Raw genomic sequence first — 13,689 nt, 5'->3', positions numbered from 1 at the left:
ATTTATTCGGTTCTGATAATTTCATAAAGGTTTTTCAGGTTAAAAAGTTTAAGCACTACAGCAGAAATCACCGATGTGGCAACCAGGAAAGCGTAGCCCAACATCCAGTTGTCGAATTTCTTTGAAAGCGTGGCCAGCACCAGCACGAGCCCAACAAAAAGGAGCAGTTGGAAAATGTATCTTATCCCCGGATGTAAGCGAAATATCACCAGTGCCAGCACCAGTTGTATTCCGCCGGTAAAGAGTTGCGTGGCGAGACTTGCCCAGGCTGAGCCCTGTGCCTGATAGTTGGGAATCAGTATAATATTCAGTGTAATGTTCAGAATCATTCCTGCAAAAGCCATGATGTTAAGCTGTTTCATACTGCCGTTGGCGGTAAGCAGAGTGCCAAAAATATAGGTCGTTGCAATGCCAATAAAGCCGGTCATCAGTATTCCCAGAATGGAGGAAGAGTCCTCGGTGTTCGCATGGTACAGCAGGGCCATGATTTCGCTGTTGTAATAAATGCTGGAAACTGCAATCACTATGGCAGGAACGATCAGCAGTGTAAACGAAAGTTTGACCATCTGTTCCACGTTTTCTTTTTGCTTGAGCATTCTTGAAAAAATGGGGAGCAGCAACCCGGCAAACAAAACTCCAAACATCGAAACGGCATCGAGCAGGCGGAAAGCCTGGGCGTAGATTCCTGCCTGTTCCTTCCCGATAGGGGCGGGCAGCAGGCGTTCGAGCATCACCGAATCGATGCGGTTGTAAAACGACATCAGCAAAATCAACAAGGCATACGGATACGATTTCTTCAAAAACACCTTGAAAAAGACCGGATCAAACTGGATTTTTATTCGGCCCGATTTCTTCAGAACGATCAGTAATGTAATCAGCAAAGTGAGGCCGTAAGCCAAAGTTTGGGCGTAAACAAACCAGTTGATGGTAAATTCGATCCGAAATATGTTAGTAAAAAGCAACAGGCAGCAGATGATGATCATCAGGCTGCGGTCGAGTACCGAGATAAGGCTGTCGGTGCGAAACAGCTGCAGTGCGCTGATGTTGGATCGAAGATACAGCGTGAACGAAATCAAAAACTGGTTCAGAATCAGAAAAGCCAGCAAATGAAACTGCAAGTTGTTATACCCGATGATGCCGGCGACACCCAAGGTAAACAGCGCGTACACAAAGGCGAGCATCAATTTTAGCCCGATGATGTGCGAAAGGTGCTTGGGCAGCAAGAAACTGTAACGCGAAATATTGCGGTTGTTGTAGTTGGTGATCCCCACATCGAGCAAAATATTCAGCAGCATCGAAAAGTTGAACAGCGCAAAATACAAGCCGTAGTTTTCGTCGCCAACCGTGTTCTGAACCGTGCGGTCGATGCCAAATATCCAAAATGGCTTGATCAGCAGATTCAGAAAAAGGAGGAGCAGCAGGTTGGTTACAAATTTTCGTTTCAAACTACCGGTATTAGGTGGATGTTTCGCTGTGTTTAAAGGCTTAAAAGTAAGAAATATTGAAGATAAGCAGGCTCGATTAATCACCACAATCTTTGTACATTTACGGAAATTAGAAAACGACAGCATGATTATTGCCGTAAACACGCGTTTACTGATCAAGGGGAAACTGGAAGGAATCGGATGGTTTACCTATGAAACCTTGAAGCGGATGACGCTGAATCATCCGGAACATGAGTTCATTTTTATTTTCGACCGGCCGTACAGCCCCGATTATGTTTTTGCCGAAAATGTTAAACCGGTGGTCGTTGGGCCTCCGACACGACACCCGCTACTGTGGTATTTGTGGTTTGAATACCGGATTCCCCCCATCCTGAAAAAATACAAAGCCGACCTGTTTTTGTCGCCCGACGGGTATCTTTCGCTGCGGACAAAAGTGCCCCAACTGGGCGTGATTCACGATATCAATTTTGTGCACCGCCCCGACGATTTGCCGTGGTTAAAGGCAAAGTACTACAACCACTTTTTCGCAAAGTTTGCACGAATTGCCAAACGAATTGCGACGGTTTCGTTTTACTCGAAAGAAGACATTACGCGGTCGTACAAGGTCGATTACGATAAAATTGACGTGGTGTACGACGGGATTAACCAGATTTTTGAGCCCATTTCGGACGACGAGAAAGTGGCGGTAAAAAAACGTTACACCGGAGGGGCCGATTACTTTTTATTTGTTGGCGCCCTGCATCCGCGGAAAAATGTGTGCGGACTGCTAAATGCGTTCGATGCCTTTAAAAGTGTGAATGGAGATGACACCAAAATGGTGATTGTGGGAGGTGAAATGCATAAAACCGGCGAAATACACGAGACTTACGAAAATATGCGCTACCGCGACGATGTGGTTTTTACCGGACGGGTGTCGAGCAAAGAACTGCACGATATATTTGGAGGCGCACTGGCCCTGACTTTTGTTCCGTTTTTCGAAGGTTTCGGAATTCCGGTTGTGGAGGCAATGAGTGCCGGCATACCCGTGATTTGTTCCAACACGACTTCGATTCCCGAAGTGGGCGGGGCAGCAGTGATGTATGCCGATCCCTTAAAAATAGACCAGATTGCCGATGCCATGATACGGATTCACCAGGATGCTGAACTGCGTCAATCGCTGGTTGAAAAAGGATTTATTCAGAAAAATAAATTTAGCTGGGACGAAACCGCACGACTGCTGTGGATGAGTGTGGAGAAAGCGTTGCAGTGAGAGGAGGTTAGAGTTCAAGGTTCAGAGTTTAGAGTTCAGAGAACAGTCGCAGTTTACAGTCGCAGTTTTCAGTTTTACAATTTAGCAATTTAACAGTTTAGCAATTTCACAGTTTAGCAATTTCACAATTTGTCAGTTTTACAGTTACAGGAGAAGCCCTGAAAGGGCGTGGTTTGATAGCCCGTGGCAACGCCCTGGGGGAATGACGCAAACAAGCCCGCGCTCCATGCTCTGGCTTTCATCGATGTGAAATGGTTCTTTGGAGCAAGACCGGACGTGAGTGGTTAAATGTTGGAAATAAAACTACAATTTTACAATTTCGCAGTTGGGCAAGCACAATTGATTAACGAATGATGATTAACGATTTATGATTGAAGAAGTATTCAGTGAGCAGTCGCAGTGAACAGTTGCAGTTTACAGTCTCAGTATTCAGTTTGACAATTTAGCAATTTAACAATTATATCAGTAAGCTCAATTTAGTATGAAAAAGCAAAAGCTATTACCCTATTTTCAGGAGAACCAGGTAGAGGCCGGTTGCGATGAAGCCGGGCGCGGATGTTTGGCCGGGCCGGTATTTGCCGCGGCCGTAATTTTGCCTGCCGGTTTTGAAAACGACTTGCTGAACGATTCGAAGCAGCTTACCGAAAAGCAGCGTTATCAGCTTCGCCCGGTAATCGAAGAGCAGGCGCTGGCATGGGCGGTTGTTGCTGTCGATAATCATGAAATTGATGAGGTGAATATTCTGAATGCCTCGTTTCTGGCTATGAACCGGGCAGTGGAGCAACTCAAACTAAAACCGGAACATCTGCTGATCGACGGCAACCGTTTTCGCACGAAAAGCGATATTCCCTACACCTGCATGGTAAAAGGCGACGGGCGTTTTTATTCGATTGCGGCGGCATCGGTGCTGGCCAAAACCTACCGCGACGATTATATGCTCAACATTCACAGGGAATTTCCGCACTACGACTGGGGCAAAAACAAAGGTTACCCCACCAAAAAACACCGCGCAGCTATTAAAGAATACGGACCGACAAAATACCACCGAATGTCGTTTCGCCTGCTGGATGAACAGCTGGTGCTTGATCTCTGAAACGCGAAACAATGGCGGGGAAGAATCACCATAACATTCGCTGCCCAAACGAAAATTGGAGCAATGTTACCATAACATTCCCTCCCCAGGCGACAAGTGAAGCAACGTTACCATAACATTCGCTGTCCAAGCGATAAGTGAAGTAATGTTACCATAACATTTGTTCCCCGATTGAAAAGTGGAGCAACGTTACCATAACGTTTGTCCGCCAACTGAAAAGTGAGGGAACGTAGTCAGTACGTTTGTCGACCCATTAAAAAGGGGAGCAGTGTACTTAATACGTTGGTTTGAAATGAATGGCCAAGCCCGAATTCGCAGCCATATCAAAACTCAATTCTGAGTCTGAACTCACTTCTCTTTGATCGATTCGCACTTTCGTAGGTACTTCTGCTTCCGGATCGTTCGAGTAAATAATTGCCTCATATTTTTTCCCCGGATCAAGAAACGACAACTTTAGCTGAACGGTACGCGGATTTTCTCCTGTTAATGAACCCAAAAACCAATCGTTACCGGTTTTCCTTGCCAGGGTTGCATATTCACCAATCTTTCCTTCCAGAACTTTGGTTTCGTCCCAAACCGTGGGCATGTTTTTGAAGAATTCGAGTTCCGGAGTTTTTACGATAAAATCTTTGGCTCCGGGAACGCCTCCAATCACATCCGACGAATTGGGTGGCCGGTCGTACCAGAACAGAAATTGCCAGGGGCTGTACATCATCACCGCTTTTGCCAGTTGCGAAACATGTCCTCCCATTTTTTCAGTAACGCGAGGCGCATAATAGCAGATGGTATTATCACCTGCGCCGGCAAGCATTCGCGTAAAAAGTGTCGTAAGCGTATGCTGATTCGTCGGGCTTTCCTCATCGCCGCGGATGCCTTCCTGTGTCATCAGGTTGGGGTAAGTGCGCGAAAAGCCGGTGGGGCGGTATTCGTCGTGAATATCGACCATCAGCTGGTTTTCGGCTGCTTTTCTTACGGCCTCGTGCAACCACGTGGTCCATTCCTGCGAACCCACGTTCACAAAACCATATTTTACGCCTTTCACGCCCCACGATTTGTACAGCGGAAGTATTTCGTCAAGCTGTTTTTCCAGCGCCCGCCGGTTCACATATAGAATAATTCCGATGTTTTTGCTGTTGGCATAATCGATTACTTTTTGCAGATCCAACGGACCGGGTGAACGTTTCGGGTCAACAGTGATGGTTGTTGCGTCTGAATTGTCGTCGTACTCAAAACCGTACCATCCGGCATCAAATTCAATGTATTGCAGCCCGTTGGCAGCTGCGAAATCCACACAGGCCATTCCGCCCCGGGTAGTGAGCGTAACCTCGCGAATCACTTTCCCAGGTTTAATCCACGAAACATCTTCAATCGCACACGGATCATTTAAATTTTGAAGAAAGTAGTTGTGCTCCAGTAATTCTCCCGGAGAATTTCCAACCATGATGGTTCGCCAGGGAGTGGTGTAGGGCAGGTTCACGGTGGGGCTATCGTGCAACATAGCGACCAGCGTGTTGGCTTGCCCGCCGGCCTGTAGTTTCATGCGCGGGAAATCGACAAGTTTTGCCTCTCCAAGTGCCACATACTTCTCACCGGCTTCCACCACCAGCGGACGTTCGGCCGGACCGGTGATTTCGCTGATCGGAACTTTCCTGTATTCCGATTGTGCCCGATCAGACATCCAACAATTGTAATTTTTATGAAAACAGAATTCGGTGAGTTCCTGCTGAATCGTTAACGGAGATGTATTGGCAGGTGAAAGCAAAGTATATTGAAAGGCAATGCCTTCGTTGTAGGCGCGAACCGTGAGTTCCATTTCGCGCTTCGGTTCAATGGTTTCTTTCAGATGAATGACGGTTTGGTGATACACATCCGGAATTTCAGCGCGTTCGCCATAAACCGGTTTCCAGTTTTGGCTGACCTGCAATTCGGAGGAGGAAACAATTTCCATGTTTCGGCCCAAAACCGGTGCATCTTCAAATGTAAAGCCCAATTTTGAATTTTGAATCAGCGGAGTTTCTTCGGATTCAACAGAATAAACAACAAAAGTTGTATCGCTGGCGGTGACGGTTACCCGGAGCTTTCCATCGGGACTTTGAAGAACAACAGAGTGGGAGGGATTACAGGCAAAAAAGACAAGCGCAAGAATAAGGAGACTTAGGTTTTTCATGGTTTAGTTCCGTTAATTACCCAAATATCACAATTGTTGGCGAGAATGTAAGGGAGTTTTCAAAAAAACGTGCGGAGTGAAACAGTACTTTAGACGGGATTTATCGGAGACGCAATGGTTTCTCCCATCTTCACGGTAGTCTCCAGTTTCTTTTGGGTGTTGTCAATCAAATCGGGATTGAAATGGATTTTCCCTTCTTCGAAAAGCAGCACGAGCGTTGAGCCTCCAAAAGCAAAATAACCTTTTTCGTCGCCTTTTTTCACCTGTCCCGGGGAATAGGTTTGAATAATGCTGCCCACCATGGTGGCGCCCACATCCATGATCAGAATGTCGCCGTAATCAGCAGTAGTAAGTGTGCAGTATTCGCGTTTGTTTTCGCAGAAGATTTCGAGGCTGCCGCGCAAGGCCAGAGGCGAAACCGAGTAATAATGTCCTTTGATTTTCATCGATTCGGAAGCTGTGCCCGATGCAGGGAAATGATAGCGGTGATAGTCGGGCGGAGCCAGTCGTACAATGGTCATGGAACCGTTGGCGTATTTTTTTGCAAGTTCTTCGTTACGCAGAAAGCTGTTCAGCGTAAATTCCGATCCTTTTACAAAAAAGGAAGAAACATCCTTAAGAGTAGGAAAAACCAGGATCTTTCCATCGGCCGGAGAAACAATGTCTTCTCCGATTGACCGTGCACCTGCTTTCAGCTTTCTGTAAAAGAACTCATTAAATGTTTTATATTCTTCGATATTCGAAATTTCGTATTCGTTGAGATCGATGCTGTGCTCTTGTATAAAACCCGGAATTCGTTTGGCCGACCAGCCGGTATTCATGTACCAGCCACCAAGAGCAGAAACAATTTTACGTTTAAACAGCAAATGCAGGGTGGCCTTTCCTGATGCAGATGAATACAACCATTTTAGCATTCCTTCGCTGGGTACATTCTCTGTTTTTGTTTCCCCACTTGCTCTTTCTATGTATTTTATGGTCTCCATTTTTTTATCCGCTTCACCTTCCCTACGGCATGCAATCAATGCCAAAAGAAGAAGTGCCCAACATCGATATTTCATTTACTTATTCAGGTTTGTATCCCACATCCTCCAAAAGATTGGGTTTGAACGAGGCTTCAACTGCAAGTTCATCGCAACGTTCGTTGAGTGGGTTGTTGGCGTGTCCCTTCACCCAAATAAATTTGACCAGATGCTTTTTGTAAATCTCCAGAAAACGCATCCAAAGGTCAGGGTTTTTTTTGTCTTTAAAACGTTTTTTCACCCAATTAAACACCCACCCTTTTTCAACCGCATCGGCCACATATTTCGAATCGGTGTAAACGGTAACATCGCAGCCTTCGATTTTTAGCGATTCAAGCGCAACAATAACAGCCAGCAACTCCATGCGGTTGTTGGTGGTTAATTTGTAGCCTTCCGAGAGTTCTTTCCGGTGTGGCCCCGAAAGCAGCACAGCGCCGTATCCTCCAGGTCCCGGGTTTCCTCGGGCTGCCCCGTCGGTATATATGGTAATTTGCGGTCGAGCCATCTTTTCGTTGTAAGTTTTCAGTGCAAAGTAGTGAGTAATCGTTGAAATAAACAAGAATTAATTTGCTCATAAAAATAAAACCCCGCCAAACTGACGAGGTCTTACTTATATATCTTTTTTGAAGCTTATCTGATGATCTGCATTTCGTCGATGAGGTGATCGGCACCGGCATATACATCGATTACCCACAGTACAAAGCGGATATCGACATTGATACAGCGTTGCAGGTTTTCTTCGAAGGCCAGGTCGCCACTCATGGCTTCCCAGTTGCCGTCGAAGGCAACACCGATCAGTTCACCTTTGCCGTTGATAACCGGGCTTCCCGAGTTTCCTCCGGTAATGTCGTTGTTGGTAATAAAACAAGCGTGCAATTTACCGTCAGCATCGGCATATTGTCCGAAATCTTTTGCCAGCAGCAGTTCTTTCATACGGGCGGGTACATTGAATTCATAATCGCCCGGAATTTCTTTTTCCAGGTAACCGTCGGTAGTGGTGTAGTACTTGTAAGTTACACCATCGCGCGGATCGTAATCCAATACTTTGCCGTAGGTTAAACGCATGGTGGAATTGGCATCGGGATAGAATTTTTTGTTGGGCTGCATTTCCATTAAACCGGCAACAAACAGGCGTTCGCCTTTTTCCAGGATATCGCTGCGGGCATCCACCAAATTCCTGATTTCGTTGTATTTCTCGTAGATCTGAACCGCTGTTTGGAAAGCCAGGTCTTTTTCGAGTACTTTCGGGCTTGGGTTGTCCAAAAAGGCGAGGTATTCTTCCTTGTTGTCAAAAACCGTTTTGTTGAACATCTGGGCGGCAAATTTTTCGTAGTCGCCTTTGTATTTCTTCTGAATTTCCTGGTAGCAAGTTGGCTGGAGCGCAGGTTTAGTTTCCTGTGCATAAATTTTCATCAATGCGGCCGACACCTTTTCGTCGGTACTGGCATCGTAATCTTTGAAAAAATCGTCAGCCATTATTTTCAGGAATTCAGCATAACGTTCAATCCTGTCTTTGTTGCTTTCCGGGTCTTTCAGCATTTCAACCATTGGTTTTACCCGGTAGGCGAAAGTGAAAATTTCGGGGCCGCGCAGCAAAGCTTCGGTCATGAACTCGCGGGCTTTGTCGTTTTCTACATCCGAGTAGTAGTTTTCGATCAACCCGAGGGCTTCACCGTATTTGGCTTTTCTGGCCTGATCGGCATTTACCCAGGCTGTAAACTCGTCTTCCAGCGCTTTTTTCTGATCGATAACTTTTAGTTTCGTCAAGGCTTCGTTCATGCCAATGGCATTTTTGTAGTAGTTGGCGCTACGGGCATGTTTTGAAGCGTACTGGATTTTTGCTTTTTGGCTCGATGCCATATATTCTGAAATAATGTCGAGCTTTTTCTCGCGAACTTCAACACGTGCGGTGTTGGTTACTTTCATGGTGTAATCAATACCATAAGATGTTTTGTACCTGGAAGTACTTCCCGGATAGCCAAAGACCATCGCAAAATCACCTTCTTTTACGCCTTTTAACGAAATGGGCAAAGAATGTTTTGGCTGGTAAGGTACATTGTCTTTCGAGTAGTCGGCAGGCAAGCCATCGGGGCCGCAATAGATACGGAACATCGAGAAATCGTTGGTATGACGGGGCCACATCCAGTTGTCGGTGTCGCCGCCAAATTTACCGAGTGCCTGTGGAGGAGCGCCTACCAAACGCACATCTCTGAAGGTTTCGGTAACAAAAACAAAGTATTGGTTAGAATTGAAGAAGTCGCGGGCATACACTTCGTAATGCGAATCGCCTTTTGCTTCTTTTGTGAGCTGGTCGAGTGTTTTGCGTACCGCTTTGTTTCTTTCTTCCTCTGTCATGTCGTCGTTAACATTTTCGAGAACCTTAGCGGTTACATCTTCTACGCTGATCAGGAAGGTTACGGTTTTGCCCGGATTCGGAAGTTCTTCTTCGCGGCTCATGGCCCAGAAACCATCTTCGAGGTAATCGTGTTCAACGCTCGAATGTTGTTGTATTTCGCCAAAACCACAATGGTGGTTGGTTAATAATAATCCATCTTTTGAAACTACTTCGGCCGTACAGCTTCCGTGATCGAGTGCCACAATAGCATCTTTCAGGCTCGAATGGTTGATGCTGTAAATGTCGTCGGCGCTAAGCTCGCAACCCATTTGCTGCATTGTATTAATGTTCAGTTTGTGAATGAGCGAGGGCAGCCACATTCCTTCATCGGCCACTGCGGTGCCAATCGCAAATACGCTGAGTAGCAGCAGGAGTTTAATTTTTCTAATCATTGTTAATCGTTTCAATTTAATAAAGTTTGCAAATATAATTTTTCCTACATTTTCTGTAGTGATATTTATCGTGTTTATTCGAACCGTACAAATACAAAATTAATTCTCTAACTGGCGGTTAGCCGGAAGAAATCAGGTTTTATACTGGTCAGGTTTCACCCATAAGTATCACCTGCAGCATAAATATTACACACTGCAAACTTTTTATTTTAAAAGAGTCAAAGTGGGCTATTCGTAAAGGTCGTTAACGTCGCAAAGCGCCAATTCGGTTAGGTAGGCGGCAATTTTGTTCGTTACTTCTTCCACAAACCTTTTTCCTTTTTCTGCCGTAGCTTTTTTGGGGTTTCCAATGCCGGTGTCTTCCGTCACTTTATCCCAGGGGCGGGGTGACCATGCGGTTTTTTCGCGGAAAGCTTTTAGTTTATGCTTTTTGGCTGTTCCTTCCCCGGCTTCGTCGAGCGGCAGTACCAGTTCGGGGTAATAATGCATTACAACACTGGTTTCCATTTCGTCGGCATGATCTCCGGCTTCTTCAAAATAGTTAACGCTGGTTGTGATTTTGAACCATTCGACCAGCGAAAGAAACATTTCGGGGAATTGGGGCAAAAGTTCGCGAATCATCGGCTTGAAATCGTTGCCTCCGTGTCCGTTAATAATCACCAGTTTTTTTATTCCCTGACGGTTGAGTGCTCTTACGATGTCTTTTAATATCATCAGCTGGGTAGAAGGCGGCGTATGCAAACAAAACGGCATATCGATCTGCCCGGGATTCTGGCTGCCCAGCGGAATAACCGGTAGTACCATAACTTTTGTTCCGTTTGCCCAGGCTTTGGCTGCCGACTCCTGCGAAACTTTGCTGGTTTCCAGCGAGTCGGTACCATAAGGCAGGTGATAGTTGTGCGGCTCGGTAGCGCCCCAGGGCAATATGGCGATATCGTATTGGGTGTTTTTGATTTGTTTCCAGTTGGTTTGTTCCAGAATAAATGGTTTCATGCTAGTTTATATTTATTGTATTAAAATCTGATCAATGTAATCCCAACCGTAAAAGGTGTTAATTCTGGCCCTCTTTCATCGCGAAACAAAGGAACCAGATCGCAGGTAGCAAAAAAGTTGATGCTTCGGTAGCCGGTTCGTACCATTAAACCATAGCGAAAGTCGCGCAGCGAAAAGTGATCCCCCACTTTTAACTTTTCCTTTTGGTCGGTTTTGTATTTTACTTTGGTATGACTGTTTAGTTTAACCTCGCCGTAGGGGCCTGCCGAAAAATAGATCCGGTTGTCGTAGTGATTTACCGGAATCTGAAATTCGAGCAATACCGGCACCATAAAAGAGATCAGTGCGAGTTTTGATTTCTGATTGTCATTTGCCACCAGCGATTCGGGTTGGATAACGCTGTTCCCGTCGCGAAAAATGGTGATGTTGTCGTTTAGCCTGTATCCCTGAAGGTGAAGTCCGAGACCGGTGACCAGGCCTATTTTATTGCGGTTGCACTGCAGACCGATGCTTTGTTGCAAAACATTGAAGTAGGCCGAATTCGACCGCAGCTCGTCAATGTCCATAAATTCGGAGTTGTAATCCTTGTAATCTGGATTAAGAAGCAGGTTAAATCCAAAATCGATTCCTGCCCAATGTCCTGAAAAATCGTCTTGCCAGAATTTGAATCCGTTTTTGGTAAGCTGACGGATGTGAATTCGCTTTAACGCTTTCTCCGGTTTGTAGACAGATGCCGGAACTGTATCCTGATCCTGCGCTAAAATACTGGTACAGGAGAATACAAGTAGAAAAATAATCAGAAAAAACCGGGTGAGGTTTTGTTTCGCTTTTGATGAAGTGTGCCCATTCATACACATAATTTTTGAATGAATTTGGTTTTGCAAATTTAAGGGAATCAGCGAAATAAGGGGAAGGAATGCCGCGTTAAATTGAAATCGAATATTGTATGGAAAATGAACAATTCGTTTTCATGTGGGAAAGAACGTTAAATTTGATGGAATGAGTGCCATAAATAGCTGAAATACAAATAAAAGAAATACCTTTGCGCCCACTTTATAAAATTAGATAATGAGTTTATTTGAATCAATGGGTTTACGGTCCGAAATTTTGAGCGCTATTCAGGAGCTAGGATTTGAACAGCCCACGCCGATACAGGAAAAAGCAGTTCCGTTTTTACTGGAGAGCGACCAGGATATGGTAGCATTGGCACAAACCGGAACCGGGAAAACAGCAGCTTTTGGCCTGCCCATTATTCAGCAGATAGATAACACCTTAAAAGCTCCACAGGCTTTGATTCTGAGCCCAACCCGTGAGTTGGCGATGCAGATTGCGAACGATCTGAACACCTTTTCAAAGAACATGAGCAAATTTAATATTGCGGTGTTATATGGGGGTGCTGATATTAGAGCGCAGATCAATTCGTTGGAAAAGGGTGCACAGATTGTAGTTGGAACTCCAGGGAGAACACTCGACTTGATCAAGCGCGGCAAGTTGCGGGTGAATGAAATAAAATGGCTGGTTTTAGACGAAGCTGACGAGATGCTTTCCATGGGTTTTAAAGACGACCTGGATGGAATTCTGAAAGATACGCCGGCCGAAAAACAAACGCTTTTATTTTCGGCAACCATGCCTGCAGAAATTGTTTCGATTGCCAGTAAATATATGGACAATCCGCACGAAATTTCTGTAGGGAAGAAGAATACCGGTTCTGAAAACGTGGAACACCATTATTACCTGGTGCATGCCAAAGACCGTTACCTGGCGTTAAAACGGGTAGCCGACATTAATCCGAATATTTACAGCATTATTTTCTGCCGCACCCGTATGGAAACCAAGGAAGTGGCCGATAAACTGATGCAGGACGGGTACAATGCCGATGCGCTTCACGGTGATCTTTCACAGGCACAGCGCGACCATGTAATGGCTCGTTTTCGTTCCGGACATTTGCAAATGCTGGTTGCTACCGACGTGGCAGCACGTGGGCTGGATGTAAATAATCTTACCCATGTTATCAATTACAACTTGCCCGACGATCCTGAAGTATATATTCACCGGAGTGGACGAACCGGACGAGCCGGGAAAAAGGGTATTTCCATTACTCTGATTCACATGCGTGAAAAGGGAAAGCTGAGAGATGTAGAGCGCAAATTGGGCAGGAAGTTTGAAAAACAAGATGTTCCGCAAGGAAGAGAAATATGTGAGAAGCAGCTTTTTAACCTGATTGATAAGGTAGAAAAAGTTGAAGTGAATGAGGATGAGATTGAACAATACATGCCCGTTATTTATAAAAAACTGGCGTGGCTCGATCGTGAAGAGTTGATCAAACATTTTGTTTCGGTAGAATTCAATCGTTTCCTTACGTATTACGAAGGGGCACAGGATATCAACGTGGATGAACACGGGTACGACGAACGGAAGGAAGACCGGAAAGACCGGAATGCCCGTGGCCGCTCTGAGAGAGGTGAGAGGGGACGGCCGGAAAGAGGCGGCAAAGGTCGTCGCGGCGATTATCAATACTCCCGCTTCTTTTTTAGCATGGGAAAAAAGAACGGCATCAGCAAGCGTTCGATTATCGATATGATCAACCAGCAAATGCCGGGTAAAAGTGTGGAGATCGGAAGTATTGAGGTACTGAAAGGTTTTTCATTTTTTGAACTCGACAACCGTTATGAAAGGGATATTGTAAAAGCCTTTAAAAATGCGCGTTTTAAAGGTCAGAAAGTGAATATCGAGTTAGCGAACAAAAAGAAATAGAAATTACGCTATACAAAAGCTGTCGGGTTCCGGCAGCTTTTTTTATTTTTCTTCTATCCTCCAAAATTTTCAGAAAGCTTTTCTCCGGTTCGTAGTAAAAAATACCCCACTCAGCATTTCTTTTTTTCAATTGTTGGTCCGACTTACGAGTTTTGATTCATAAATCAATAAAAACTCAAAGT

Annotated in this window: 10 protein-coding genes; 3 read left to right on the top strand and 7 right to left on the bottom strand. The window is 45.2% G+C overall.

Annotated elements, in window-relative coordinates; genetic code table 11:
- Nucleotides 1-2 precede the first annotated feature (2 nt).
- Nucleotides 3-1,445: an oligosaccharide flippase family protein gene (locus MR764_RS07795; protein WP_247978846.1), complete on the bottom strand. Its 1,443-nt coding sequence runs from the start codon at nt 1,443-1,445 to the stop codon at nt 3-5.
- A 124-nt stretch (nt 1,446-1,569) separates the two neighbouring features.
- Between MR764_RS07795 and MR764_RS07790 the strand changes: the two genes are divergently transcribed.
- Entirely contained in the window at nt 1,570-2,694 is a 1,125-nt protein-coding gene (locus tag MR764_RS07790) for a glycosyltransferase family 1 protein (protein ID WP_247978845.1), read from the top strand.
- A 481-nt stretch (nt 2,695-3,175) separates the two neighbouring features.
- On the top strand, nt 3,176-3,787 hold the full coding sequence (locus tag MR764_RS07785; protein WP_247978844.1) for a ribonuclease HII: 612 nt from the start codon (nt 3,176-3,178) through the stop codon (nt 3,785-3,787).
- A gap of 274 nt (nt 3,788-4,061) precedes the next feature.
- Here the strand turns inward: MR764_RS07785 and MR764_RS07780 are convergent, their stop codons facing one another.
- The 6 genes from MR764_RS07780 to MR764_RS07755 all read right to left on the bottom strand — a co-directional run bounded on the left by MR764_RS07780 (nt 4,062) and on the right by MR764_RS07755 (nt 11,604).
- A complete protein-coding gene (locus MR764_RS07780; protein ID WP_247978843.1) occupies nt 4,062-5,954 on the bottom strand; it encodes a glycoside hydrolase family 97 protein in 1,893 nt (630 codons plus the stop codon).
- Between the two features lie 89 nt (nt 5,955-6,043).
- Nucleotides 6,044-6,937, bottom strand: coding sequence for a phosphatidylserine decarboxylase (locus MR764_RS07775; protein ID WP_247978842.1), 894 nt, complete (start codon nt 6,935-6,937; stop codon nt 6,044-6,046).
- Nucleotides 6,938-7,016: 79 nt separating this feature from the next.
- Nucleotides 7,017-7,478 (bottom strand): ribonuclease HI, encoded by a 462-nt coding sequence (gene rnhA / locus MR764_RS07770; protein ID WP_247978841.1) that lies wholly within the window; start codon nt 7,476-7,478, stop codon nt 7,017-7,019.
- Between the two features lie 125 nt (nt 7,479-7,603).
- On the bottom strand, nt 7,604-9,760 hold the full coding sequence (locus MR764_RS07765) for a S46 family peptidase (RefSeq protein ID WP_247978840.1): 2,157 nt from the start codon (nt 9,758-9,760) through the stop codon (nt 7,604-7,606).
- A gap of 228 nt (nt 9,761-9,988) precedes the next feature.
- Nucleotides 9,989-10,753 (bottom strand): creatininase family protein, encoded by a 765-nt coding sequence (locus MR764_RS07760; protein ID WP_247978839.1) that lies wholly within the window; start codon nt 10,751-10,753, stop codon nt 9,989-9,991.
- A 20-nt stretch (nt 10,754-10,773) separates the two neighbouring features.
- On the bottom strand, nt 10,774-11,604 hold the full coding sequence (locus MR764_RS07755; protein ID WP_247978838.1) for an outer membrane beta-barrel protein: 831 nt from the start codon (nt 11,602-11,604) through the stop codon (nt 10,774-10,776).
- A gap of 217 nt (nt 11,605-11,821) precedes the next feature.
- Between MR764_RS07755 and MR764_RS07750 the strand changes: the two genes are divergently transcribed.
- Complete coding sequence (locus MR764_RS07750; RefSeq protein ID WP_247978837.1) at nt 11,822-13,507, top strand: DEAD/DEAH box helicase; 1,686 nt, start codon at nt 11,822-11,824, stop codon at nt 13,505-13,507.
- Nucleotides 13,508-13,689: the final 182 nt, after the last annotated feature.

Source organism: Maribellus sp. YY47 (assembly GCF_023111095.1).
In the GTDB taxonomy this organism is placed as follows: domain Bacteria; phylum Bacteroidota; class Bacteroidia; order Bacteroidales; family Prolixibacteraceae; genus Draconibacterium.
Note: the sequence above shows the minus strand (reverse complement) of the source record. Positions and strands in the feature narration are given on the sequence as shown.